Source organism: Stutzerimonas stutzeri (assembly GCF_038561965.1).
In the GTDB taxonomy this organism is placed as follows: Bacteria; Pseudomonadota; Gammaproteobacteria; order Pseudomonadales; family Pseudomonadaceae; genus Stutzerimonas; species Stutzerimonas stutzeri_AA.
The window spans coordinates 963,790-988,537 of sequence record NZ_CP139348.1 but is presented as its reverse complement, the minus strand read 5'-3'; the positions used below and the strand labels follow the sequence as shown (position 1 = coordinate 988,537).

22 protein-coding genes are annotated in these 24,748 nt (G+C 62.2%); 18 read left to right on the top strand and 4 right to left on the bottom strand.

What is annotated here, in order from left to right; genetic code table 11:
• The first annotated feature begins 72 nt into the window (after positions 1-72).
• The 4 genes from SM130_RS04410 to SM130_RS04395 all read left to right on the top strand — a co-directional run bounded on the left by SM130_RS04410 (position 73) and on the right by SM130_RS04395 (position 3,684).
• Positions 73-1,635 (top strand): AAA family ATPase, encoded by a 1,563-nt coding sequence (locus tag SM130_RS04410; protein ID WP_102824595.1) that lies wholly within the window; start codon positions 73-75, stop codon positions 1,633-1,635.
• Between the two features lie 72 nt (positions 1,636-1,707).
• Positions 1,708-2,493 carry a class I SAM-dependent methyltransferase gene (locus SM130_RS04405; RefSeq protein ID WP_102824594.1) on the top strand — a complete coding sequence of 262 codons (786 nt, stop codon included), beginning with the start codon at positions 1,708-1,710 and terminating at the stop codon, positions 2,491-2,493.
• An 18-nt stretch (positions 2,494-2,511) separates the two neighbouring features.
• Positions 2,512-2,775, top strand: coding sequence for a TfoX/Sxy family protein (locus tag SM130_RS04400; protein ID WP_102824593.1), 264 nt, complete (start codon positions 2,512-2,514; stop codon positions 2,773-2,775).
• Positions 2,776-2,886: 111 nt separating this feature from the next.
• Positions 2,887-3,684, top strand: a complete 798-nt coding sequence (locus tag SM130_RS04395) for a Crp/Fnr family transcriptional regulator (protein WP_102824592.1) — start codon at positions 2,887-2,889, stop codon at positions 3,682-3,684.
• 207 nt (positions 3,685-3,891) lie between these two features.
• Here SM130_RS04395 and SM130_RS04390 read toward each other — a convergent pair whose 3' ends face one another.
• From SM130_RS04390 to SM130_RS04380, 3 genes are read right to left on the bottom strand one after another with little or no spacing between them, the layout of a single operon-like run.
• Entirely contained in the window at positions 3,892-4,776 is an 885-nt protein-coding gene (locus SM130_RS04390) for a ChaN family lipoprotein (RefSeq protein WP_102824591.1), read from the bottom strand.
• 10 nt (positions 4,777-4,786) lie between these two features.
• Complete coding sequence (locus SM130_RS04385) at positions 4,787-5,530, bottom strand: heme ABC transporter ATP-binding protein (RefSeq protein WP_423835158.1); 744 nt, start codon at positions 5,528-5,530, stop codon at positions 4,787-4,789.
• 23 nt (positions 5,531-5,553) lie between these two features.
• The gene (locus tag SM130_RS04380; protein WP_102824589.1) at positions 5,554-6,591 is read right to left on the bottom strand and encodes a FecCD family ABC transporter permease; all 1,038 of its coding nucleotides are present in this window, start codon (positions 6,589-6,591) and stop codon (positions 5,554-5,556) included.
• Positions 6,592-6,722: 131 nt separating this feature from the next.
• On the opposite strand from SM130_RS04380, the gene SM130_RS04375 reads away from it, so the two are divergent.
• The 12 genes from SM130_RS04375 (at position 6,723) to SM130_RS04320 (ending at position 21,459) form a co-directional block, all read left to right on the top strand.
• The gene (locus tag SM130_RS04375) at positions 6,723-7,058 is read left to right on the top strand and encodes a Rieske (2Fe-2S) protein (protein WP_102824588.1); all 336 of its coding nucleotides are present in this window, start codon (positions 6,723-6,725) and stop codon (positions 7,056-7,058) included.
• A 31-nt stretch (positions 7,059-7,089) separates the two neighbouring features.
• The gene (locus tag SM130_RS04370; RefSeq protein ID WP_181019236.1) at positions 7,090-8,892 is read left to right on the top strand and encodes a protein-disulfide reductase DsbD; all 1,803 of its coding nucleotides are present in this window, start codon (positions 7,090-7,092) and stop codon (positions 8,890-8,892) included.
• Positions 8,893-9,100: 208 nt separating this feature from the next.
• Entirely contained in the window at positions 9,101-9,544 is a 444-nt protein-coding gene (gene aroQ / locus SM130_RS04365) for a type II 3-dehydroquinate dehydratase (RefSeq protein WP_102824586.1), read from the top strand.
• A 77-nt stretch (positions 9,545-9,621) separates the two neighbouring features.
• Complete coding sequence (gene accB / locus SM130_RS04360) at positions 9,622-10,077, top strand: acetyl-CoA carboxylase biotin carboxyl carrier protein (protein ID WP_102824585.1); 456 nt, start codon at positions 9,622-9,624, stop codon at positions 10,075-10,077.
• A 17-nt stretch (positions 10,078-10,094) separates the two neighbouring features.
• Entirely contained in the window at positions 10,095-11,444 is a 1,350-nt protein-coding gene (gene accC, locus SM130_RS04355; RefSeq protein WP_102824584.1) for an acetyl-CoA carboxylase biotin carboxylase subunit, read from the top strand.
• Between the two features lie 147 nt (positions 11,445-11,591).
• On the top strand, positions 11,592-12,473 hold the full coding sequence (gene prmA, locus SM130_RS04350) for a 50S ribosomal protein L11 methyltransferase (RefSeq protein WP_102824583.1): 882 nt from the start codon (positions 11,592-11,594) through the stop codon (positions 12,471-12,473).
• 110 nt (positions 12,474-12,583) lie between these two features.
• Positions 12,584-13,807, top strand: coding sequence for a DUF3426 domain-containing protein (locus tag SM130_RS04345; RefSeq protein WP_102824582.1), 1,224 nt, complete (start codon positions 12,584-12,586; stop codon positions 13,805-13,807).
• A gap of 200 nt (positions 13,808-14,007) precedes the next feature.
• Positions 14,008-15,021 (top strand): tRNA dihydrouridine synthase DusB, encoded by a 1,014-nt coding sequence (gene dusB / locus SM130_RS04340; RefSeq protein WP_102824581.1) that lies wholly within the window; start codon positions 14,008-14,010, stop codon positions 15,019-15,021.
• Positions 15,018-15,338 (top strand): DNA-binding transcriptional regulator Fis, encoded by a 321-nt coding sequence (gene fis, locus SM130_RS04335; protein WP_003279911.1) that lies wholly within the window; start codon positions 15,018-15,020, stop codon positions 15,336-15,338. Before dusB ends, fis begins: the two co-directional genes overlap by 4 nt.
• Before the next feature lie 78 nt (positions 15,339-15,416).
• Positions 15,417-17,021, top strand: coding sequence for a bifunctional phosphoribosylaminoimidazolecarboxamide formyltransferase/IMP cyclohydrolase (purH, locus tag SM130_RS04330; protein WP_102824580.1), 1,605 nt, complete (start codon positions 15,417-15,419; stop codon positions 17,019-17,021).
• 218 nt (positions 17,022-17,239) lie between these two features.
• On the top strand, positions 17,240-18,532 hold the full coding sequence (gene purD / locus SM130_RS04325; protein ID WP_102824579.1) for a phosphoribosylamine--glycine ligase: 1,293 nt from the start codon (positions 17,240-17,242) through the stop codon (positions 18,530-18,532).
• Between the two features lie 116 nt (positions 18,533-18,648).
• Positions 18,649-21,459, top strand: coding sequence for a hybrid sensor histidine kinase/response regulator (locus SM130_RS04320; RefSeq protein WP_102824578.1), 2,811 nt, complete (start codon positions 18,649-18,651; stop codon positions 21,457-21,459).
• A gap of 16 nt (positions 21,460-21,475) precedes the next feature.
• On the opposite strand, the gene SM130_RS04315 is transcribed toward SM130_RS04320, so the two are convergent.
• Positions 21,476-22,726, bottom strand: a complete 1,251-nt coding sequence (locus tag SM130_RS04315) for a cytochrome P450 (protein ID WP_102824577.1) — start codon at positions 22,724-22,726, stop codon at positions 21,476-21,478.
• Between the two features lie 227 nt (positions 22,727-22,953).
• Between SM130_RS04315 and SM130_RS04310 the strand changes: the two genes are divergently transcribed.
• Positions 22,954-23,901 carry a lysylphosphatidylglycerol synthase transmembrane domain-containing protein gene (locus SM130_RS04310; RefSeq protein ID WP_102824576.1) on the top strand — a complete coding sequence of 316 codons (948 nt, stop codon included), beginning with the start codon at positions 22,954-22,956 and terminating at the stop codon, positions 23,899-23,901.
• Positions 23,902-24,002: 101 nt separating this feature from the next.
• A complete protein-coding gene (locus tag SM130_RS04305) occupies positions 24,003-24,731 on the top strand; it encodes a VC0807 family protein (protein WP_336442456.1) in 729 nt (242 codons plus the stop codon).
• Positions 24,732-24,748: the final 17 nt, after the last annotated feature.

Here is a 24,748-nt window from a genome sequence, read left to right as displayed (position 1 = left end):
CTTTTCGACTGTGTGGACTGCTTCGCAGTGGACTCGCACGCCCCCGCTCAAGAACTTCAACAAGGAATGACCGTGAGCCAAGCATTGATCGCCGCCCTGCAGAATCCTGCCGTGTACCCGCACCCCACCGAGGGCGTCAGGGTCATCGAGACCCATATTTCCTGGGTGATCCTCACCGGCACCTACGCCTACAAAATCAAGAAACCGGTGGACTTCGGCTTCCTGAACTTTACGAATCTCGCCTCGCGCAAGCATTTCTGCGAAGAGGAACTACGACTCAACCAACGCATGGCACCCGACCTTTATCTGGAAGTCCTGCCCATTAGCGGCTCGCCGGATGCGCCCGAGATCAATGGCGCAGGCGAACCCTTCGAATACGCCCTGAAGATGCGTGAATTTCCGCAAACTCAGCTGCTGGCCGAATTGCAGGCGCGCGGCGAATTGACGGATACGCACATCGACGCCTTGGCCGAGCAGATTGCGCATTTTCACCAGAGCACCCCGCAGGTACCCGCCGGTCACACTCTGAGCAGCGCCGACGCGATCGTCGCGCCGATGCGGCAGAACTTCGAGCAGATTCGCCCACTACTCAGCGAAGCAGCAGACCTACGCCAGCTGGACTCGCTCGAAGATTGGACAGAAACCAGCATTCAACGCCTGCGCCCGCTGCTCGAGCAGCGCTGCCAACAGGGTTTCGTCCGCGAATGTCACGGCGACCTCCACCTGGGTAATGCTACGTTGATCGACGGCCATGTCGTCCTGTTCGACTGCATCGAATTCAATGAGCCGTTCCGCCTGATTGATGTTGCCTCGGATGCTGCGTTTCTCGCCATGGACCTGGAGGATCGCGGCCTGAAGTGCCAAGCACGCCGCTTCCTCAATGGATGGTTGGAGCACACCGGCGATTACGCAGCCCTGGCGCTGTTGAATCTGTACAAGGCCTATCGCGCGTTGGTACGTGCCAAGGTCAGCCTGTTCCGCCTGTATCAGGAGCAGGACGCCGTGCAGCGCAAGGTGATCGTGCGCCAGTACCGCAGCTATGCGAACCTGGCCGAAAGCTACAGCGCCATTCCCTCACGCTTCCTGGCCATTACCCATGGCGTTTCCGCCGTGGGCAAGAGCCACGTCGCGCTGCGTCTGGTTGAAGCCCTGGGCGCGATACGCCTGCGCTCGGACGTCGAGCGCAAGCGGCTGCATGGCGAGCAGTCCGACGCACAGCAGGGCCAGCTCGATACCGGCATCTATAGCCAGCAGGCCAGTGATGCGACCTATCAGCATCTGCACAAGCTCGCGACTACCGCGTTGCAAGCCGGATTTTCAGTGGTGATCGACGCTGCGTACCTTAAACAGCAACAGCGCCAGGATGCCTGGCAGGCGGCCGAGTCGACCGGCGTGCCGTTCTTGTTGCTCGACTGCCAGGCGCCCGATGCGGTGATCGCCCAGTGGCTGGCGCAGCGTCAGGCCGAAGGCCTCGATCCATCTGACGCGACCATGGATGTGGTCCATGCGCAGCAAGCCAGCCGTGAAGCCCTGAGCGAGAGCGAACGACTGCACAGCCGTCGAGTGGATACCCAGGACGCCGGCAGCCTTGACGAGCTGGTCGCAAACATCCGTCAACACCTGCCCGGTCTCTGACCGCCAGGCACCGCAGCGAGCAGAGCGCGGCGGTGCTTCTATACTCTGGTATCGCAATCGTGGATAACCGATATGCCTGCCAGCGAATCACGCTCCCCTGGGGCGGCCAGCGAAAGCGTTCAGCTGTTCTCCAGCCGCTCCACCGACTATGCGCGCTTCCGTCCGACCTACCCCGAGGCACTGTTCAGCTGGTTAGCGAGCCAGTGCGCAGAGACAGAAATCGCCATGGACGTCGCTGCGGGCAATGGGCAAGCCAGCTTCCCGCTGACGCGCCACTTCCATCAGGTTCTTGCATGCGACGCCAGTGCCGAGCAGCTGAACGCTGCGGACGACTGGCCGGATGTGCAGCGTGTCGTCGCCGACGCCCATCAGCTACCGGTGCAAAACGGGCAGCTCGATCTGCTGGTGGTCGCCCAGGCGCTGCACTGGTTTGCCACACCGGCATTTTTCGCCCAGGCGCGGCTCGCGCTGAAGCCGCACGGCCTGTTCTGCGCCTGGTGCTACAGCCTGCTGGAGGTGGCACCGCCGGTGGATGCGCTGATTCAGAACCTCCATAGCGAAATCCTTGCCGGCTACTGGCCAGCCGGCCGCACCAGCGTGGATGCCGGTTACCAAGACATCCGGCCTCCTTTTGCACGTATCGCATGCCCGGCATTTTCCCTGGCCGCCCATTGGGATCTTGCCGAGCTGATCGGCTACCTGCGCACCTGGTCCGCCGTCAAACAGTGGCAAAAGCAGCACCGTCGCGATCCGGTTGCAATGATAGAGCCGCAGTTGTCGTCAGCCTGGGGCCCGCCTGATCAGCGGCGACGCGTCCGCTGGCCGCTACACTTTATGACAGGCTTCCCCAATCGCTAGTACCGCAAGGATGCCGCCATGCACGACGAACTACTTTCACTCCGCAATCTAGGCAAGACCTCGGTGCAGTGGCTACACGCATCGGGCATCCATACCGCAGCCGATCTCCGAAGACTGGGGGCGGTAAGCTCCTATCGCGCGGTGAAGTCGCGAGGCTTCGGCGCCTCGAAGGTGCTTTTGTATGCCATTGAGGGCGCATTGCGCGACTTACCTTGGCAACAACTGCCGGCGCCCTTGAAGGAAGAACTCAATCGAAGCCTGGGTGACGAACACGACAACTAGAGCTGGCTCACAACCTCTGCTTGGCGAGATTTACTCGCTCAGGTCACAGGGCCTATTGTGCGCCGACGTGACCCTGCCAATCGTCTGCCCGTTCGTTCAAGGATTACCGACATGTATTTACTCGGGGAGCAACCGGCGTACGCCGATCGCCTGATCAACCGCCTGCAAACAATCCCCTCACAGCTGCTGGAAGGCTTGCAGCCGTCGGGCCCCAACCTTGAACTCAAGCACACCGATGACCTCTGTGCCGAGCTACCGACGCAACAACTCTTCATCATTGAAGCAGGACTGCTGCACGCGCTGATCGACGGTAAGGCGCTGTTCTATCTTCAAGAGGGTGACCTGGTTGGATTGCGCCAGTCCGGCGACCTGCCGGAATGCCGCTACTGCAGTGACGAGCCGATCAGCCTCATTCCCTACTCCCGCAACGCCGCGTTTCAGCATATTCATGCCGACGAGCACCGCCAGGAGCTGTTCACCCAATACCTGATCGGCCATACCGCGCTGCTCGGCGACGCGCTTGCGCGGCTCAAGCAACCGGAAATCCGCCCATCCACCGGTTTCAAGCATTTCGCCGTCGGCGAAGAACTGATTCGCCAGGGCGACGAAGCGGATAACGTGTTCATCATCATCGAAGGTCACGCGAATGCGGTCGTCGACGGCCAGAAAGTGGGTGACGTACAAAAGGACGAGATCTTCGGTGCCATGGCGGTGTTCACCCGCGAACGGCGCAGCGCAACGGTCGTGGCTAGCGAACCTTGCACGGTCATGGTCATTCCCAAGGAGCAGTTTCTCGGGCTGACGCAAAGCAATCCGCGCATTGCCCACAGCCTTATCGAGAGCATGGCGCGACGTATCGACCTGCTGAACAAGGAAGTCACCCATCTGCGCGTCAATGTTGCCGTCTGAGACAAGTGGCCGACGCACACGAATTTTTTTACGAAAGCCTGTTGACGCAGAAATGAGAATTGTTATTATTACCACAACTGATCGCGAGGTCAGCCGATAGCTGAAGGCTCAGGCAGTCGAGCCTTCAGGTTATCTCCTCATCAGGCTAATCACGGTATTGACCCGGCTCTGCCGGGTCTTTTTTTGCCTGCAGAAAAGCCGACCTTCCTATTTGCTATGTTGGCGCAGCTGTTCGCAGTGGTCCTGCTCCGGTTGTGCCGGCGTATACCAGACGTAATCGGCCTGCGCAGCGGCCACCGTCTCGCCCACTTCGGCCAGCATCAGCACCGCAACCGGCTTTCCGGACATATCCTCGATATGCAGCGGCACACCCAGATCACGCCGCACATGAAACGCGCCGGCTAGCAGCATCGAAGGTGTCGGTGCTGCGACCACCTGCTCGGCCATGCGCCGATCACGCTGCTGCTGCACCGCCAGCATCGCCGGCAGCTGGGACGCGGGCAACATCCCGCAATGGGAAACCTCGATCTGCGCCAGCAAGGCATTCCGCACCGCAGCGGTGGCGGATGTGCGCCCTTGCAGCGCTGGGGCCGCGCGGTAGATCGACATGATTTCCTCGCGCCCCAGATTGGCATGCAACAGCGGATACGGTTGAGCGAGGGCGTAACTGACCAGCGGGCCATACAGGCTCCAGTCCCACCCCTTCTGCCAGCCCAGCGCATCAGGAAGATCGGCTGGCCCACGACCTTCACGCACATCGCGGCGCAGCGCATCGATTCGCGCCTGCTGCTCGGGCTCGAGCATCTCCAGCAACAAGCTGCCCTGCGGCCGCCTCTGCTCCAGCGCCTGCAACAACCAGAGCTGCAATGCGTGATGGTCAGGATTGTCGTGGCGCTCGCCGACCAGCAGGTGGTCGTGAGCTTGCAGTTTCGTCACGAGCTGGGCAGGCGTAATCACCGCATTGCGCTGTAGGTCGACAATCGTGCCGAGATCAGGGTGATCGCGCCCTTCCGGGCTCTGCCACTCGGGCAATGCCGGCAACGTATGGCAACCGGTCAACAACCCCAGCAACAGCAATAGAGCGATGCGCACGAGAACCTCCTCAACGGGCGATGATCAGCGGATGACCGCGTTCGGGATGGCGCTGCACCAGCACGTCCAGACCGAAAACCGCTTGCAGCGGCTCTGCACGTAGCACCTCGTCAACCGATCCCTCAGCGTGCGGGCAGCCATTCTTGAGCAGCAGAAGACGATCACAGTAGCGCGCCGCCAGGTTCAGGTCATGCAGGATGACCAGCGCAGCGCCGCCCTGCGCAGCGAAACCTCTGACTGCCTGGAGAATGCTGTGTTGATGCGCAGGGTCGAGCATCGAAGTGGGCTCATCGAGCAGCAGCACTCGCCCCGGTCCGCCCGGCCACAGCTGTGCCAGCACCCGAGCCAGATGGACACGCTGGCGTTCGCCACCAGAGAGCTTGAGGTAACTGCGCGCCGCAAGATGCTGCGCGTCCGCGGCGGCAAGCGCCGCGGCGACGATGGCGGCGTCGGCCTGGCGCCCGGTGCGATGAGGCAGGCGACCCATGGCAACGACATCCGCGACGCGAAAAGCGAAACTCAATGTCGAGCTCTGCGGCAGCACGGCCAGACAGCGTGCGCGCTCTACGTCCGGCCATTCACCGAGCGCGCGGCCTTGCAGCAATACGCCTCCCGCAGATGGCAGCAACTCACCGGATAACGCCGCAAGCAGCGTGCTCTTGCCGGCGCCATTCGGCCCGAGCACGCCGAACACCTGCCCTGGCTGCAGCTCGAGCGATACGCTCTGCAGTGCCGTAATCGCACCTCTGCGCACCGTTAAATCGCTGCCTACCAGCATCAGACGCGCTCACGCAGCAGTAGATAAAGGAAGAACGGCGCCCCGAGCAACGCCGTAACGATACCGATCGGCAGCTCGGCAGGCGCGATCACCAGCCGCGCAGCAACATCGGCAAGTAGTAATAGGCTGGCGCCGGCAAGCGCTGATGCCGGCAACAACAACCGATGGTCGGGACCGACCAGCAAGCGCATCAGATGCGGAACCACCAACCCGATAAAGCCAATCAGGCCCGCTGCCGCAACCGCCGCACCAACACCTAGCGCCGTACAGACCACCAGCTCGCGTTTGACCCGCTCAACGTCAAAGCCTAGATGGCGCGCTTCCGACTCGCCCAGCAACAGCGCGTTCAGAGCACTCGACCGCCGCGGCAGCCAAAGCGCGACGGCGACCGTAATCAACAGCAGCGGCCAAAGCCGCGCGTAGCTGGCGCCGTTCAGGCTGCCGAGATTCCAAAAGGTCAGCGAGCGCAACGTTCGGTCGTCGGCCAGATAGGTGAACAATCCGACCACCGCACCAGCGAGTGCCGTAAGCGCAATGCCCGAAAGCAGCATGGTGGCGACATGTGTCTGGCCGTCGCGCCGACCCAGGCGATAAACCAGCAGCGTCACACCGAGCCCACCGACGAAGGCGAATGCCGACAAGAAGTAGGGCTCCCACGTAAGCGGCAAAGCCGGGACGAACGTGGCACCAACGATAGCGACCGCCGCGCCTAGGGCCGCACCACTGGACACCCCGACCAACCCCGGGTCGGCCAGCGGATTGCGAAACAGTCCCTGCATCGCCACCCCACAGAGCGCCAGCACCGCGCCGGAGGCACAGCCCAGCAACGTACGCGGCAGGCGAATTTGCGAGAGAATCAACTCAGCCTGCTCCAGTCCGGCTTGCTCGATCGGCGCGCCGAGCAGCCGCAACGCAGCAGCCAGGCTATCGCCAAGCGTCAGGCTCAGCGGCCCCAGTGCAAGCGACAGCCAGATGGCGGTCAGCAGCAACAGACCGAGTACGAAAAACAGAAAGCGCACGGGAACCAAACTGCCCATCGGAGTGCTTCGCCAAGCGATATGAGCGGCGAAGGATAAGAGCGCGCCGCGGCAGCCGCCACCCCGATACGCGCTATCGAGCCGCGCACGGCGCTTTGCTGCGATAATCGCTGCCTCTGGCGGAGGACATGATGATTCGATTGTGCGCAACACCCGAACTGCTCGAAGGGCAAAGCCGCGGCTTCACGGTCGGCGAACTGAAGGTGATCGCCGTTCGCCGCGATGGCCGGCCGTACCTGTATGAAAATCGCTGTCCGCACCGCGGCGTACCCCTGGAATGGCAGCCCGACCAGTTCCTCGACGACAGCGGTAGCCTGTTGCAGTGTGCGACCCATGGCGCGCTGTTTCTCATCGAATCCGGCGAGTGCGTGGCCGGCCCATGCGCCGGCCAGTCGCTGCGCCAGCTGGATGTAATCGAAGAACGGGACAGCATCTGGTTGCAAACTGATCGGCAGAGCGACAGTTGAGCGCGGGCGCCGACGCCCGCGCTTGGTTATCATGCCGCCACAGCTTTTCCGTGAGATCGCCATGCTTCGCCTGCTGAGTCTGCTGCTCCTGCTATTTGTGCTTCCCGCCAACGCCGGCCTGTTCGACAGCAAGCCCAGCGCAACCCTTGGTGGTGCGCTGAACAACAGTGGCGACTTCCTGCCGGTGCGCGAGGCTTTCAGGCTGAGCCTGGTGGAAGCTGCCCCCGAACGGATCACGCTGCGCTTCGTCGCAGCGGAGGGCTATTACCTCTATAGGCACCGCTTTGCGTTCCAGACCAGTGAGGCGAACGTCACGCTCGGCGAGGCGCAACTGCCAGACGGCACGCCCAAGGTCGACGACTATTTCGGCGAGATCGAAGCCTATTACGGCATCGTCGATATCGAAGTACCGGTAATCAACCCGGGCAACCGCCCCTTCGTTCTGCAGGTGTCCTATCAGGGTTGTGCCGACAAAGGCCTGTGCTACCCGCCGGAAACCGAATCGCTGCCCATCGGCGACGGGGCGGCGGCAGCGACCTCCTCCTCGGGCGATCAGTCCGGCGCGCAGGACCTGTCCTGGAAGTCGATCGCCCTGTTCTTTCTGGCCGGCCTGGGCCTGACCTTCACCCCCTGCGTGCTGCCAATGCTGCCGATCCTCACCGGCGTCGTGCTGCGTGACCAGCCGGGCGGCATGCGCAGCTTTCTGCTCTCGCTGGCCTATGTACTGCCGATGGCGGGCGGCTTCGCCGTGCTCGGCGCGCTGATGGGTGTATTCGGTGCCGAGCTGAATCTGCAAGCCCGACTGCAGTCCCCTTGGGTCCTGGTGCCGTTTGCGCTGTTCTTCGTTGCGTTTGCACTGGCCATGTTCGGCCTGTTCGAGCTGCGCCTACCCCAGGCGCTTAGCAGCCGACTCGATCGCCTCGCTGGCAATGCACGAGGTGGCTCGTTCACCGGTGCGGCGCTGCTCGGCGCGGTGTCGAGCCTGCTGGTGTCGCCCTGCGTTTCCGCACCGCTGGCCGGCGCACTGCTTTATATCAGCGCCAGTGGTGATGCACTGGGCGGCGGCCTGAAGCTGTTCGCCCTGGGGCTGGGCATGGGTGCACCGCTGGTGCTGTTCGCCACTGGCGGCGGCGCCCTGCTGCCCAAGAGCGGGCCATGGATGATCAGCGTGCGTAACGTATTCGGTGTACTGCTGCTCGCCGTCGCCGTGTGGATGCTCGAGCGCGTGCTGCCCGGCCCGTTTGCGCTGGCCTTGTGGGGCCTGCTCGCAGCTGGCAGCGCGGTCTTTCTCGGCACCCTCGAGTTCACCAGCAAGACACCACGGCAAAAGCTCGCCCAGCTGGCAGGTCTGGTACTGCTGGTCTACGCGCTGGCCGCTTGGGTCGGCGCATTGCAGGGTGGCTCGGACCCACTTCGACCGCTGCCGCACACTGCTGGTGGTGTATCGCCGGGCAGCATGGCCAGCGAAGGCTGGCATACGATCTCCACGCCCACCGAGCTCGACGCACAACTGGCCGCGGCCCGCGCTGCGGGCCAACCGCTGATGCTGGACTGGTATGCCGACTGGTGTATCAGCTGCAAGGTGATCGAACGCGAGGTCTTCGCCAATCCAAAAGTGGCACCGCGCCTGGCCGACTATCGTCTAATCCGCTTCGATATCACCGAGAGCAACGCAGCCCAACGCAGCCTGCTGGACCGCTACAAACTGTTCGGCCCGCCAGCCGTCCTGTTCTTCGATCGAGGCGGGAAAGAGATGGGTGAGGTACGCGTAGTCGGCGAGATAGACGCTTCCGGCTTCACCGAGCGGCTCGACCGGGCCGCCGCTCTGCTATAACCGCCGACGGTGCTTTTCCGCCTCGCCCGCTGCATGCCGAACACCAGCACCCACGGATTGATTGCGGCAATCTTCAGACATAATGCGGGCATTTCCCGCGATTGAGACATGACTGGACAGTCAGCCCTCGCTTGGGGCATAGTTTTTCCCTTTCGCGACCCAGCCGGCAGTGGCCAGGTCAGCGCATCCAGAAAAACAAGGAATATCGATGGCCACGCTTCTGGTCCTCCACGGGCCGAATCTGAATCTGCTCGGCACCCGCGAGCCTGGAGTCTACGGCGCGGTGACGCTGCCCCAGATCAACCAGGACCTGGAGCAGCACGCTCGTGATCGCGGCCACCATCTGCTGCATCTTCAATCCAATGCCGAGTACGAGCTGATCGAGCGCATTCACGCAGCTCGCAGCGAAGGCGTCGACTTCATCCTGATCAATCCTGCGGCATTCACGCATACCAGCGTCGCATTACGTGACGCGTTGCTGGCCGTGAGCATCCCATTCATCGAAGTGCACCTGTCCAACGTGCACAAGCGTGAACCTTTCCGCCATCACTCCTACTTTTCCGATATCGCGGTGGGTGTGATCTGCGGCCTTGGCGCCAGCGGCTACCGGCTGGCCTTGGAGGCCGCCCTGGAACAACTCGCTGCTTCCTGAGGGACTCGCACGCAGGTGCCAAGTCTTGAAGAAGCGAGCAGCAATGCCCTTTGAACTTACCTCGGAGTCAATGCTTCATGGATATTCGCAAAGTCAAAAAGCTGATCGAACTGCTGGAAGAGTCCGGTATCGACGAACTGGAAATCCACGAGGGTGAAGAGTCGGTACGCATCAGCCGCCACAGCAAGCAGGTAGCGATGCAGCAGCCCTTCTACGCCCCGGCTCCGGCCGCACCGGCCCCTGCCCCGGTAGCTGCTGCCCCGGCCGGCGACGCTACTCCCGCCGCGCCCAAGCTGAACGGTAACGTGGTCCGCTCGCCTATGGTCGGCACCTTCTATCGTGCCTCCTCGCCGGAATCCAAGGCGTTCGCCGAAGTCGGTCAGAGCGTGAAGAAAGGCGACATCCTCTGCATCGTCGAAGCCATGAAGATGATGAACCACATCGAGGCCGAGATCAGCGGCACCATCGAATCCATCCTGGTGGAGAATGGTCAGCCGGTCGAATACGACCAGCCGCTGTTCACCATCGTTTGAACCGCGGAGAGCCAGCGATGTTGGAAAAAGTACTGATCGCCAACCGCGGCGAGATTGCCCTTCGAGTTCTGCGCGCATGCAAGGAACTGGGCATCAAGACCGTGGCTGTGCACTCCACTGCCGACCGTGACCTGATGCACGTGTCGCTGGCCGACGAGTCCGTCTGCATCGGCCCGGCCGCCTCTGCCAAGTCCTACCTGAGCATCCCGGCACTGATTGCCGCTGCTGAAGTCACAGGCGCCGACGGCATCCACCCCGGCTACGGCTTCCTCGCCGAGAACGCCGACTTCGCCGAACAGGTGGAGAAGTCCGGCTTTACCTTCATCGGCCCGACCGCCGACGTCATTCGCCTGATGGGTGACAAGGTGTCCGCCAAGGACGCGATGAAGCAGGCCGGCGTGCCGACCGTTCCAGGTTCTGACGGCCCGCTGCCGGAAGACGAGACGGATGCGCTGCGGATCGCCCGCGAAGTGGGCTACCCGGTGATCATCAAGGCTGCCGGTGGTGGTGGTGGCCGCGGCATGCGCGTCGTGCACAAGGAAGAGGATCTGATCGCCTCGGCCAAGCTGACCCGCAACGAAGCCGGTGCCGCCTTCGGCAACCCGATGGTCTACCTCGAGAAGTTCCTGACCAATCCGCGCCACGTGGAAATCCAGGTTCTGGCCGACGGCCAGGGTAACGCCATCCATCTGGGCGATCGCGACTGCTCGCTGCAGCGCCGTCATCAAAAAGTGATCGAAGAGGCCCCTGCTCCGCTGATCGACGAAGAAGCCCGCAGCAAGGTTCTGGCCCGCTGCGTCAAGGCGTGCATTGATATCGGCTACCGCGGCGCCGGTACGTTCGAGTTCCTCTATGAAGACGGCAACTTCTACTTCATCGAGATGAACACTCGCGTACAGGTTGAGCATCCGGTTACCGAGATGGTCACCGGCATCGACATCGTCAAGGAAATGCTGCTGATCGGCGGTGGTCAGAAACTCTCGATCAAGCAGGAAGATGTCGTCATCCGCGGCCACGCCGTCGAATGCCGTATCAACGCCGAAGATCCGCGCACCTTCATGCCCAGCCCGGGCAAGGTGAAGCACTTCCACGCACCGGGCGGTAACGGCGTACGCGTCGATTCGCACCTGTATGACGGCTATACCGTGCCACCTCATTACGATTCGCTGATCGGCAAGCTGATCACCTTCGGGGCAAACCGTGATGAAGCCATGGGCCGCATGCGCAATGCGCTGGACGAGTTGATCGTCGACGGCATCAAGACCAACGCCCCGCTGCACCGCGACCTGGTGCGCGACCCCGGCTTCTGCAAGGGTGGCGTCAATATCCATTACCTGGAAAAGAAACTGGGCATGGACAAGCACTGAGCCCAGCTCGGCGCTGTAGTACAGAGGCTGCCTTCGGGCAGCCTTTGTCGTTTCTGTATATCGGCGCACCGCAGCCCAAGCTGGCCGCAACACGCGCCCTCCAGTAAGCTTGCCGGCTTTTACCGCGACCCCACTCGAGAGGCTTCCATGTCCTGGCTGCAGATCCGACTTGCGATTTCCCCCGATCAGGCCGAAGCCCTGGAAGACCAGCTGTTGGACTTGGGCGCGGTATCCGTAACCTTCATGGACGCCGAGGATCAGCCGATTTTCGAGCCGGACCTCAACACCACCCCGCTGTGGTCGCATACGCACCTGCTGGCACTGTTCGAAGCCGACACCCACCCGGACTCGCTGCTCGCCCACCTGCAGCTGTTGCGTGGCGGCGAGTTGCCTGAGCACCAGATCGAGGTAATCGAGGATCAGGATTGGGAGCGCAGCTGGATGGACAATTTCCAGCCGATGCGCTTCGGCCGCCGCCTGTGGATCGTCCCGAGCTGGCATGCGGCACCAGAGCCCGATGCGGTCAATCTGCTGCTGGACCCGGGACTGGCCTTCGGTACAGGCACTCACCCCACCACGGCGCTGTGTCTTGAATGGCTGGACGCGCAATCCTTGCAGGGTCAGTCGCTGCTGGATTTTGGCTGCGGCTCGGGAATTCTGGCGATTGCCGGCCTGCTGCTGGGTGCCGAGCATGCCGTCGGCACCGATATCGACACCCAGGCGCTGGACGCCTCGCGTGACAATGCCGAACGCAACGGCATCAGCGAGGAGCGTTTCGCGCTCTACCTGCCCGAGGCTCTGCCGGAAAAGCCAGCCGATGTGGTGGTCGCCAATATCCTCGCCGGCCCGCTCGTCTCGCTCGCGCCACGCATTACCGCACTGGTCAAGCCAGGCGGCCGCCTGGCGCTGTCCGGCATCCTGGCCGAGCAGGCAGAGGACGTCCGCGCCGCTTATAGCGGGGCATTTGAACTCGATCCAACTGCAGACAAAGACGGCTGGGTGCGCATCAGTGGCATCCGTCACGCTTGATTAGCGACTTGCGACCTCGCCCGCACACCCGCATACCAGCCGCCGCGAGCTACTGCCGCTCGGCGACTGGCTTACGCTAGACTAGCCGGCACATTCGCGCGGAAACACGCATGACCAGCTTCATCACCCAGTGTCCCAACTGCAGCACCCGCTTTCGTATCAGCCGCAACCAATTGCGCGCGGCCCACGGCGCAGTGCGTTGCGGCGCATGCATGGAAGTCTTCAACGCAGCTCACCATCTGCTGCGTGACGAGCTGAACCCCACGCAGCCACTGAGTGCTCACCATGCCGCGCCGGCCGAGGCGCAAGCGGTCGAGGTTGCCAAGCATGCAGAACCGGCACCAGCGGCCAAGACCGATGAAACCCTGTGGATCCATGACGACCTGGACCTCGACAGCCTCGATCTGGACGAAGAACTGGCCAAGCTGGAGCAGCAAGAGCGCGAATTCGCACGTGACCTTCTTGGCCTGGAAACTGATAGCACAGTCTCAAAGGAGGCTATCTCCGAACACGATGAGAGCTGGGCAGAGATTCTGCTGAACGCCGAACGGGGCGCCACGCCGTCGCCGGACGAGCCTGGCGCCGAGACCGTCCACTTCACCCCTGTCACTGCCGATGCACCCCCGCCGCCAAGCCCCCTGGCAATCAGCTCAAGGCCGCTGGATACCGCCAAGACGCAGCAAGCCCGCAGCGAGCGCATCGAGCCGGAGCTGGCGACCTCGTCTGAGCCACAGAACCTAGATGACGCTGCCATCTCAACCGAACCGCGCCGCGAACCGGGCATGCGTGACGAGCCGCTGTTCGAACTCGACGACGAACCGTTGCAACTGGACTGGCAAGAACGCAAGAAACCCTGGGGACGCTGGCTGGGCTGGGGTGCGCTGAACCTCTTGGCGGTGCTAGCCCTGGGTGCACAGTACGTCGTCTACAACTACGACGAGCTTTCGCGGCAACACCAGTACCGCACCTGGTTCGAGCGTATCTGCCCGACCTTGGGCTGCGAACTGCCTGCGCTGGTCGATATCGGTCAGATCAAGAGCAGCAACCTGGTTGTACGCAGCCACCCCGAGTTCACCGGCGCCCTGGTGGTGGACGCGATCCTCTATAACCGCGCCGCCTTTGCCCAGCCATTTCCGCTGCTGGAAATCCGTTTCGCCGATCTGAATGGAAAGCTGCTCGCCAGTCGCAGCTTCAAACCCAGCGAGTACCTCTCCGGCGAACTGGCGGGGCAGGCCCAGATGCCGCCTCAGGTTCCGATCCATATCGCTCTGGATATTCTCGACCCTGGCGCCAAGGCAGTGAACTACAGCCTGAGCTTCCATTCGCCGGATTAGCCGCACTTAACGTTTCGCGACAGCCCCGACGGCATTCGCGAGACCGGCGGCGGGTGCATCCAAACTCCCGGCGATAAGGCGACCGCTGTTCAGATTTTGTTCAAAACAGCCTTTAACCCGTCATGCGTAGCGGGTATTATGCCCACCCTTTTTTGCAGTCCCGATCGACCTAACAAGCAGGCCCCAAGCAGGGAATCTTCATGTCAGCGGTACGCATCGGCCCCTACACCTTGACCAATCAGTTGATCCTCGCGCCCATGGCTGGCGTGACCGATCAGCCGTTCCGCCAGTTGTGCCGCCGCTTCGGCGCGGCCCTGGTGGTCTCGGAAATGCTCACCAGCGATATGCGCTTGTGGAACAGTCGCAAGTCTCGCCTGCGCATGCCACACGCGGACGAACCCGAGCCGCGCTCGGTGCAGATCGCTGGTGGCGATCCGCAAATGCTGGCAGATGCCGCTCGCCGGAACGTAGAGCTTGGGGCACAGATCATCGACATCAATATGGGTTGCCCGGCGAAGAAGGTCTGTAACAAGGCCGCCGGCTCGGCGTTGATGCGTGATGAACGGCTGGTCGCCGAGATTCTCGAAGCCGTGGTTACTGCGGTGGACGTTCCGGTGACGCTGAAGATTCGCACCGGCTGGGACAGGCAGAACAAGAACGGGCTGACCGTCGCACGCATCGCAGAGCAGTCGGGCATCGCAGCACTTGCCGTTCACGGCAGGACCCGCGCGGATCTGTACACCGGCGAGGCCGAGTACGAGACCATCGCTGGCATCAAGCGCGCGGTGTCGATACCGGTGTTTGCCAATGGCGATATCGACTCGCCGCAGAAGGCTGCCCAGGTGCTACGGGCAACCGGAGTGGACGGCCTGCTGATCGGACGTGCGGCGCAGGGTCGCCCGTGGATCTTTCGCGAAGTGGAGCATTATCTGCGCACCGGCGAGCTGCTGGCGGCGCCGAAGCTGGAAGAAATCGAAGACACCCTGCTGGAGCATGTGCAGGCGCTGCATGAATTCTATGGCGAGGTGATGGGAGTCCGTATCGCCCGCAAACACGTGGGTTGGTATCTCGCAACACTGCCGGGCGCGCGGGACTTCCGTGCCCGTTTCAATCATCTGGAAGACAGGGATGCACAGGGCTTCAGCATTCGGCAATTTTTTGCCGAACAATGCTCAGGGCCTGGCTCGGTGGATGGAACAGAGGTGGCCGCATGACGCTGTTGAATGAAACATTGGTAAGTGGAACAACATCCGTGAGTGACAACGTAAACCTCAAGCAGCACCTGAACACGCCGAGCGAAGCAGGGCAGACACTGCGAGGCAGCGTCGAGAAAGCGCTGCACAACTATTTCGCCCGTCTCGAAGGTGCCGACGTCACGGACGTTTACAACCTCGTACTCTCCGAAGTGGAAGCGCCGCTGCTGGAAACCGTGATGCACTACGTCAAGGGCAACCAGACCAAGGCTTCCGAGCTGCTGGGCCTGAACCGCGGCACCCTGCGCAAGAAACTCAAACAGTACGACCTGCTCTGAAGCGGCAGCCGGCAGGGGCGGCTGTTCGCACCCCTGCCTCTTTCGCGGACTCAAGCCTGTAGCCTCTAGGAACCGTCAATGACCGACCAAACCACCCGCCTTCCCGTGCGCCGCGCGCTGATCAGCGTGTCTGACAAGACCGGCGTCGTCGACTTCGCCCGCGAACTCGAAGCCCTGGGCGTCGAGATCCTCTCCACCGGCGGCACCTTCAAGTTGCTGAGCGAGAGCGGCATCGCTGCCGTCGAAGTGGCCGACTACACCGGCTTCCCGGAGATGATGGACGGGCGGGTGAAGACCCTGCATCCGAAGATCCACGGCGGCATCCTCGGCCGTCGCGATCTCGATGGCGCGGTGATGGCGGAGCATGGCATTGCGCCGATCGACCTGGTGGCGGTCAACCTCTACCCGTTCGCCGCCACCGTGGCAAAACCCGGCTGCACCTTGCCGGACGCCATCGAGAACATCGACATCGGCGGTCCGACCATGGTCCGAAGCGCGGCGAAGAACCACAAGGACGTCGCCATCGTGGTCAATGCCGAGGACTACGCGGCAGTGGTCGACAACTTGAAGAACGGCGGGCTGACCTATGCCCAGCGCTTCGACCTGGCGCTCAAGGCGTTCGAACACACCGCCGGCTACGACGGCATGATCGCCAACTATCTGGGCGGCATCGACCAAAGCACAGAGCCGCTCAGCACCGAAAATCGCAGCCTGTTCCCGCGCACCTACAACATGCAGTTCATCAAGGCGCAGGACATGCGCTACGGCGAGAACCCGCATCAGCAAGCCGCCTTCTATGTAGAGAAGCCGGACGAAGCGTGCGTCGCGACCGCCAGGCAGCTGCAGGGCAAGGAGCTGTCGTTCAACAACGTGGCCGACACCGACGCGGCGCTGGAATGCGTGAAGAATTTCACCAAGCCGGCCTGTGTGATCGTCAAGCACGCCAATCCGTGCGGCGTGGCCGTGGTTCCGGAAGAGGAAGGCGGCATCCGCAAGGCCTACGACCTGGCCTACGTCACCGATAGCGAGTCGGCATTTGGCGGCATCATTGCCTTCAACCGCGAACTAGACGGCGAAACCGCCCAGGCCATCGTCGAGCGCCAGTTCGTCGAGGTGATCGTCGCGCCCAAGGTTTCTCAGGCGGCGCGCGACGTCATCGCCAGCAAGGCCAACGTGCGCCTGCTTGAGTGTGGCGAATGGCCGGCCGAACGCACCCCGGGCTGGGACTACAAGCGCGTCAATGGCGGGTTGCTGATCCAGAGCCGTGACATCGGCATGATCACCGAGGCCGATCTGAAGATCGTCACCCAGCGTGCGCCGACCGAGCAGGAAATCCATGACCTGATCTTCGCCTGGAAAGTAGCCAAGTTCGTCAAATCCAACGCCATCGTATACGCCAAGAATCGCCAGACCGTCGGTGTCGGCGCTGGCCAGATGAGCCGCGTTAACTCGGCGCGTATCGCTGCGATCAAGGCCGAGCACGCCGGCCTGCCGGTACCGGGTGCCGTCATGGCGTCCGATGCGTTCTTCCCCTTCCGCGACGGCATCGACAACGCAGCCAAGGCCGGCATCACCGCAGTGATCCAGCCGGGCGGCTCGATGCGCGACAACGAGGTGATCGCCGCGGCCGACGAAGCAGGCATTGCCATGGTCTTCACCGGCATGCGCCACTTTAGGCATTGATTTCGGCCGCACTGTAGCCAGCATCTGCTGCGTTGCCCCGGACTGCGCCAATGCTCATTGCCAACAGGCAACTGCGCTTGTCGAAGCCCAGGGCGCCTTGCATCTACCGGCTCCATTGCGACCTCGCACCCAGTCGCCTTTTTCGTAGGGTGGAAAACCGCGTAGCGTTTTCCACCGAATGGGCCAACGGCCCTTGCCTCCCTCTCTAGGAGACAGCAATGAATGTACTGATCATCGGCAGCGGCGGCCGCGAGCACGCCCTGGCCTGGAAGGTTGCGCAGGATCCGCGCGTGGCCAAGGTTTTCGTCGCCCCAGGCAACGCCGGCACCGCCACCGAAGCCAAGTGCGAGAACGTCGCCATCGACGTGCTGGCCATCGAACAGCTGGCTGACTTTGCCGCCGCCAACGTGCAGCTGACCATCGTCGGCCCCGAGGCGCCACTCGTCAAAGGCGTGGTCGACCTGTTCCGTTCGCGCGGTCTGGACATCTTCGGTCCAACGGCCGCCGCTGCTCAGCTGGAAGGTTCGAAGGCGTTCACCAAGGACTTTCTGGCTCGCCACACGATCCCCACTGCCGACTACCAGAACTTCACCGAAGTTGAGCCCGCCCTCGCCTACCTGCGCGAGAAGGGTGCGCCGATCGTCATCAAGGCCGACGGCCTGGCGGCAGGCAAGGGCGTGATCGTCGCCATGACGCTGGAAGAGGCTGAAGAAGCCGTGCGCGACATGCTCTCGGGTAATGCCTTCGGCGACGCCGGCGCCCGCGTGGTGATCGAAGAGTTCCTCGATGGCGAGGAAGCCTCTTTCATCGTCATGGTCGATGGCCAGAACGTATTGCCGATGGCCACCAGCCAGGACCACAAACGCGTTGGCAATGGTGACAGCGGTCCGAATACTGGCGGCATGGGTGCCTACTCTCCCGCCCCGGTAGTTACCGCCGAAGTGCACCAGCGCGTGATGGATGAGGTGATCTATCCAACCGTGCGCGGCATGGCCGCCGAAGGCAACGTCTACACCGGCTTTCTCTATGCCGGGCTGATGATCGACCAGAGCGGCGCGCCAAAGGTCATCGAGTTCAACTGCCGTTTCGGCGATCCGGAAACCCAGCCGATCATGGTGCGACTGGAGTCTTCGCTGGTGCTGCTGATCGAGGCTGCGCTGGCCAAGGCGCTTAACAAGGTAGAAGCGACATGGGATCCGCGCCCGACGGTTGGCGTCGTGCTGGCTGCCGGCGGCTACCCGGGCGATTACGCCAAAGGCGACGTGATCGATGGGCTGGACGATGCTGCTGCGCTGGACGGCAAGGTGTTCCATGCTGGCACTGCAATGAATGCCCAAGGCCAAGTCGTCACTGCCGGCGGTCGCGTGCTTTGCGCAACTGCAATCGGACGCAGTGTTTCCGAAGCACAGCAGCAGGCCTACCGTCTGGCGGAAAAAATTCGCTGGAATGGCTGCTTCTATCGCGACGATATTGGCTATCGCGCCATCGCGCGGGAGCTTGGCGACAGCTGAACGTAACCATTCGCCAGGAATGCGCGCGACGCCAAGCTTTATCAGCGTCGCACGCATTACAGGCCGACGGCGGCATGGCTATAATCCGCCGTCACACACATGAACGGACTTCTCTAGTGGGTCGGCTCCGGATTGCCATAGCTGTCATCTTCGGCCTGCTGCTGATCAACTTGATCCCGCTGTCGGCCCAGGCTGCCATTGCCCAACCGACACCCTCCTTTGCTACCGCAGCTGCCGAAACGGACTCTGTTCCGCAGAATTGGCGCATGCTGGTCGACCAGTCCGGCGGGCTTACGCTCGATGAGATAGTGTCTCAACGAGCCTTGTTTCAACGCCTGGACAAACTGTCCTACAGCGCCCCCGCCAGCGACAAAGCCATCTGGCTGCAGGTCAGCCTTCCACCGCTAGGCAAGCCCAAATGGCTGTGGCTGTTCGCGCCACGCGTGCAATACCTGGATTTCTATCTACTGCGTGACGGCCAGCTGGAGCGACACACCGAGACTGGCGAGATGCGCCCGATCAGCGCACGTCCGCTGGCCAATCGCGCCTACCTGTTCAGCCTGCCCAACGACGGACAGCCTCGCGAAGCCTACATCCGTCTACGATCCAGCCACCCGGTCATGGCCTGGTTCAACACCATTGATGACGCCGGCCTGGTCGCACAGAACAAGCCTGCCTATCTCTTTGGCGCGCTGTTCGGTGCCCTGGCACTGCTGATGGTCTACAACCTGCTGCGCTTTGCCTACACGCTCAGTTACACCCATATCTGGTTGAGTCTTCTGCACGGCGCGCTGCTCACCTGTGCTACGGCAAACCTTGGGGTTCTGGCCGTGTGGCTGCCCGGACTGACGTACAGCCAGCCGTTGATAGCCGACCTGGCGGCAGTGGTTGCCAGCAGCGCCTTGCTCGGCTACACCCTGGGCTTCTTCCACCATCGAGGACGCACCTGGATCACCTGGCTGCTGGGCATCGAGCTCAATGTGGTACTGGCGCTGGCGGCCAGCATCCTGATCAGTCAGTGGCCCTGGTACAGCTGGTTGATCTATTCGCTGGTAGTCGCCGCATCCTTCAGTGCGCTGGCGGTGGCTATCTATCATTGGCGGCAGGGTTACCAGCCTGCACGCCTGGTCGTAGCTGGCACGACGGTGTTCAACATCGGAATGGTGTTCTTCATGCCGATGCTGCTCGGCTTCGACCAGCTTGACCCAGGATGGCTGACCGGCGGCCTGTTCAGCCTCGCAACCCTTGCAGGCCTGCTGCTGAGCTTCGCCTTGCTCGAACGTCAGCGTCAGCGTCAGTCCGACAGTCGCACCCAATACACCGCAGCGGCCGTAACCAGTGCCGAACTGAAAACCAAAGCGGACTTCCTGTCGAAGATCAGCCATGAGCTGCGCACGCCCATGAATGGCGTGCTGGGCATGAGCGAGCTGCTGCTGGGCACATCGCTTTCAGCCAAGCAGCGCGATTACGTGCAGACGATCCACAGTTCCGGCAATGAACTGCTCAACCTGATCAACGAGATTCTTGACATCTCCAAGCTGGAATCTGGGCAGATCGAGCTGGACGATGTGCAGTTCGACTTCAATGCACTGATCGACGATTGCCTGAGCATCTTCCGCGCCAAGGCCGAACAGCAGAAGGTGGAGTTGATCAGTTTCATCCAACCCCAGCTGCCGCAAGTGGTTGCCGGCGATCCGACTCGCCTGCGCCAGACCCTGCTGAACCTGCTGGAGAATGCGTTCAAGCAGACAGATGAGGGTGAAGTATTGCTGATCGCCGCAGTCGACGGGCCTCAGGAAAGCCCCCGCTTGCGGATCACCGTACAGGATAGCGGGCGTCCGCTTGAGGCTTACGAGCGCGACGCATTGCTCAATGCAGCGGTCGATAGCCACGACTTCCTTGCAGCTACGCGCCACGGTGGTCGGCTCGGCCTGATCATCGCCCGGCAGCTGGTGCAGTTGATGGATGGCGATTTCGGCATCCAGACCGGAACCACCCAAGGCAACACGCTGTGGATCAGCCTGCCACTGTCCAGCGAGGGGCTGGCGCAAAGCAATGCTGACCTGGACGGACCGCTGCAAGGCACGCGATTGCTGATCGTGGATGACAACGACACCTGCCGCAAGGTGCTGGTGCAGCAGTGCAGCGGCTGGGGGCTTGACGTCAGCGCGGTCGGCTCGGGCAAGGAAGCGCTGGCCCTGTTACGCACCAAAGCGCATCTGCGGGAATACTTCGATGTGGTACTGCTCGACCAGGACATGCCAGGGATGACCGGCATGCAGTTGGCGAGCAAGATCAAGGAGGACTCCGGCCTCAATCATGACATTCTGCTGATCATGCTCACCGGTATGGGTAGCGCACCAAGCAAGATCATTGCACGCAACGCCGGCATCAAGCGCATCCTCGCCAAGCCGGTCGCCGGCTACACATTGAAGACAACGCTCGCTGACGAACTCGCACAGCGCCAGCAAGGCTCCCAGCATCGTGCCATGGCTACACCCCAGAACATGCCCCCCGTGGAGGTCCCCGGCGACTTCCGCATCTTGGTCGCCGAGGACAACAGCATCTCCACCAAGGTCATTCGGGGCATGCTGAACAAGCTCAACCTGCAACCGGACACCGCCTGCAACGGGGAAGAGGCGCTGGAAGCCATCAAGGCTCAGCCGTACGACCTGGTCCTGATGGACTGCGAAATGCCGGTGCTCGATGGCTTCCAGGCCACCCATCAGCTGCGTGAGTGGGAAGCGCGTAATGCCCGCCCGCGCACGCCGGTGGTTGCCCTGACTGCACACATCCTCAGCGAACACCGCGAGCGTGCTCGCGAGGCCGGCATGGATGGCCATATGGCCAAGCCGGTGGAACTGTCGCACCTGCGCGAGCTGATCGATCACTGGGTTCGGGTCAAACAGGCCGAAAGCGTCGACTGATGGCCTCCTGCGGTTGTCAGGCAGTCAACGGCTTCACATCACTGATCAATAGTCCGCTTTGCGGTTTCGCCGGCATGCGCGACAGGTCGATGCGAAGATCCTGCGCTGGCACCGCATATTCCATCTCGCGGGTCAGCACGCGCAACGCGACCTTCAGCAGTTCGATGGCAAGTCGTTCGCCCGGACAGCGGTGTCCCTCGGCAGGATCACCGCCGCCCTGGGTCACAAAGCTGAAGGCATTGTCCTGCCAATTCTCGAAGCGTTCGGGTTGGAACGCGTCGGGTTCGCTCCAGCGGCTTGCTTCCCGGTTGGTACCCCATAGATCGAGCATCACGCGCGTGCCTGCCGGGAAGTGATAGCCCTGCCAATCGAACCCTTCACGCACCCGTGCAGCGGTAAACGGGAAGAACGCATGAATGCGCCGTACCTCCTGCGCGAAGGGCTCGAGCATGGCATCCTCGTTGCGTAGCCGCTCGCGCCACTGCGGGTGAGCCAGTAGTTCCAGCGCCCCGTAGATGATGAAATAGGAGACCGCCACGGTCGGTCGTAGCAGATTGAGTAACTCGACGGCCGCCACCCGGCTGTCGAGGGGCGATCCATCCAGGTTGCGGTGATGGGCGACGACCATGAGTGCCTTCGTCGAATCGACTTTCAGCTCACCCGCACGCACCTGCTCGATCAGCTGTTGCAACCAGGCTTCCGCTTCGCGCCTGGCCTTGCGCGCAGCCCAGTGCCTGGCACCGACGCCTCCCGCGCCATCAATCAGGGCCACCAGCTGGTCACGCCGCTCAGCCAATTCCGCCAACGGCAGGGGCACACCGGCCCAGCGGCACACGCTATCGGTAAGAACAGTCTGCACCTCGCTCATCAGCTCGATATCGCTCTGCGTCTTCCACTCGCCGATGGCCCGACGCCAGCCTTGCTCGGTCAGCTTCACCACCTCTTCAACGGCAGCGGCGTCCAGCAGCTGCATGAACATGCGCTTGCGATGTCGATGTGCCTCACCGTCCAGCCCCTGAACGCCACCTTCGCCGATCAGGGTCTTTTTCAGCATCCGCGGCATCGCCTTTTCCCGCTGCAGGTAGCGCTCGTCATAGAACAGCCGCGCGGCTTCCTCGCCGCTCAGGCAAATGGTGTTCTGCATCAGCAAACGCGTCTGGAAGACGTTGCTGTGCAAGCGTAGGCAGCGGTCACGAATGAAAGGGTAGCCTTCGCCAAGCAGCGTTAGCGAGCTTTCCAGATGTTCGTCACGGGGAATGTCGGTCATTGGCGTACTCCACAGTTAGCTAGTTCTGCAGTCGACAGCTCACCACCTTGAGCGTTGCCGAAGGAGTGCCCCGAGAGTCGGAAAACTGAACAAAACCGGCTGGTTGCTGCCGATTATCTGGACGAGTCGAAACAGGTGGAGGTAATCGGCCTGGCGGCGAATCAGGGATAGCCGGCGCGCGCTGACAACGAGCGTGGCCGCCCCTGCAAATTCCAAGGAGCCACGCAATGATGAAGAGGAGCGATGTCGCCTGGACCCTGGTCGGGGGCTCGGCCGTGCTGCTGTCCGGCTATCTGCTTTACCACGAGGTGCGCAATATCTCCCTTGCCGAACTCACCGACAGCTTGCATGCAATCGGTGCTGGCGGCTGGATGCTGGCCGCGCTGTCGACCCTGGGCGCCTATGTCGCGCTGGCCTGGTACGACCGTATCGCCATGGCTCATCTGGGCAAGAAAATATCCTGGTGGTTCATCACCCTCTGCTCCTTCACCACCTATGCCCTGGCCCACAATATAGGGGCGTCGGTTTTTTCCGGCGCATTGGTGCGCTACCGCGCCTATCGCAGCAAGGGGCTTACGCCGCAGGAAATTGGCATCCTCATTGTCTTCTGCTCTTTGACGTTCGCGCTGGGCACGCTGTTTGCCGGTGGCGTCGTTCTGATCCTCAAGCCGCAACTGCTGGACCGCCTCGTCCATAGCCCCAGTTGGGTTTCGATCGCCATCGGCTCGGGCCTGCTTGTGTTGATCGCGCTCTACGTTTTCGGCGCTTGGCGCCAACTGCCCCCCTGGCGCCTGGGTAAATGGCACATCGAATATCCGCGACTACCAATCGTGGGGCGCCAGCTGCTGGCCGGACCACTGGAATTGCTCTGCGCAGCGGCAATCATCTACTTTGCGCTGCCTGCGGAGAACAACCCGGGTTATCTGACGATACTCGGTGTATTTCTCGCTTCGTTCTCCTTGGCGCTGCTGTCCCATGCCCCCGGAGGCCTCGGCGTGCTGGAGCTGACGTTCCTCGCCGCGCTTCCGGAGCTACCCACGGTGGACGTCCTGGCCGCGCTGATCGTATTCCGCGGTTTCTATTTGTTGCTGCCATTTGCCTTGGCCATGCTGATCGTCCTGGTGTTCGAGCACGGCCAATGGCGCGTGCGACGAGCCAATACGGAGCGGCCTTGAAACTTGCGTAAACACGCGCGACGCCCATACCGACGAAGATGGTCTGGCGAACAGAAGCAACACAGGCGATCATGCAGCCCTCTCCAGACCAACCCGATGTCATGACCGATACCACGCAAACACAGACCGAACATAAACCGCGCCCACTGATCGACCTGGCCGTCAGCATCCTGATTCCTTCGCTGATCCTGATGAAGCTCAGCGGTGAAGACCGTCTCGGTGCTGATGGCGCTCTGCTGCTAGCCCTGGCCTTCCCGCTCGGCTGGGGGCTGTGGGAGCTGGCCAAGTACCGCAAATTCAACTGGATCGCCCTGCTTGGCCTGATCAGTGTCTTGCTGACCGGCGGCATCGGCCTGTTGCAGCTGGACACCCAGTGGTTGGCAATCAAGGAGGCTGCCGTTCCGGGGGTCATCGGCATTGCCGTGCTGGCGTCGACTCGCACCCGTTACCCGCTGATTCGCACCCTGCTATACAACCCGAAGGTGCTCAACGTGGACAAGATTCACCAGCAGCTTGAGCACAACGGCCAGGTCGAACACTTCGAGACGCGCCTGCTGCGCGCGACCTACCTGCTCAGCGGCACCTTCTTCTTCTCGTCTTTCATGAACTATGTCTTGGCCAAATGGATCGTCAACAGTCCGGCTGGCAGCGAAGCGTTCAATGCCGAGCTGGGTCGCATGACCCTGCTCAGCTACCCAATGATCGCGATCCCCAGCATGCTGATGATGATGGCGATCTTCTACTACCTGTGGCGTACCATCCATGGCCTGACCGGCTTGCGGCTGGAGGACATCATGGCTGGCGCGCAGGAACAACGCGGCAACAAATAGCCGAGCATGAAAAAGGG

Excerpts from the sequence above, each read along its gene's own strand:
- accC (WP_102824584.1), top strand. The coding sequence starts at position 10,095 with ATGTTGGAAAAAGTACTGATCGCCAACCGCGGCGAGATTGCCCTTCGA.
- aroQ (WP_102824586.1), top strand. The coding sequence starts at position 9,101 with ATGGCCACGCTTCTGGTCCTCCACGGGCCGAATCTGAATCTGCTCGGC.
- dusB (WP_102824581.1), top strand. The coding sequence starts at position 14,008 with ATGTCAGCGGTACGCATCGGCCCCTACACCTTGACCAATCAGTTGATC.
- purD (WP_102824579.1), top strand. The coding sequence starts at position 17,240 with ATGAATGTACTGATCATCGGCAGCGGCGGCCGCGAGCACGCCCTGGCC.
- SM130_RS04375 (WP_102824588.1), top strand. The coding sequence starts at position 6,723 with ATGATTCGATTGTGCGCAACACCCGAACTGCTCGAAGGGCAAAGCCGC.
- accB (WP_102824585.1), top strand. The coding sequence starts at position 9,622 with ATGGATATTCGCAAAGTCAAAAAGCTGATCGAACTGCTGGAAGAGTCC.
- SM130_RS04395 (WP_102824592.1), top strand. The coding sequence starts at position 2,887 with ATGTATTTACTCGGGGAGCAACCGGCGTACGCCGATCGCCTGATCAAC.
- SM130_RS04305 (WP_336442456.1), top strand. The coding sequence starts at position 24,003 with ATGACCGATACCACGCAAACACAGACCGAACATAAACCGCGCCCACTG.
- SM130_RS04315 (WP_102824577.1), bottom strand. The coding sequence starts at position 22,726 with ATGACCGACATTCCCCGTGACGAACATCTGGAAAGCTCGCTAACGCTG.
- purH (WP_102824580.1), top strand. The coding sequence starts at position 15,417 with ATGACCGACCAAACCACCCGCCTTCCCGTGCGCCGCGCGCTGATCAGC.
- SM130_RS04370 (WP_181019236.1), top strand. The coding sequence starts at position 7,090 with ATGCCGCCACAGCTTTTCCGTGAGATCGCCATGCTTCGCCTGCTGAGT.
- SM130_RS04310 (WP_102824576.1), top strand. The coding sequence starts at position 22,954 with ATGATGAAGAGGAGCGATGTCGCCTGGACCCTGGTCGGGGGCTCGGCC.
- SM130_RS04345 (WP_102824582.1), top strand. The coding sequence starts at position 12,584 with ATGACCAGCTTCATCACCCAGTGTCCCAACTGCAGCACCCGCTTTCGT.
- prmA (WP_102824583.1), top strand. The coding sequence starts at position 11,592 with ATGTCCTGGCTGCAGATCCGACTTGCGATTTCCCCCGATCAGGCCGAA.
- SM130_RS04405 (WP_102824594.1), top strand. The coding sequence starts at position 1,708 with ATGCCTGCCAGCGAATCACGCTCCCCTGGGGCGGCCAGCGAAAGCGTT.
- SM130_RS04400 (WP_102824593.1), top strand. The coding sequence starts at position 2,512 with ATGCACGACGAACTACTTTCACTCCGCAATCTAGGCAAGACCTCGGTG.
- SM130_RS04380 (WP_102824589.1), bottom strand. The coding sequence starts at position 6,591 with ATGGGCAGTTTGGTTCCCGTGCGCTTTCTGTTTTTCGTACTCGGTCTG.
- fis (WP_003279911.1), top strand. The coding sequence starts at position 15,018 with ATGACGCTGTTGAATGAAACATTGGTAAGTGGAACAACATCCGTGAGT.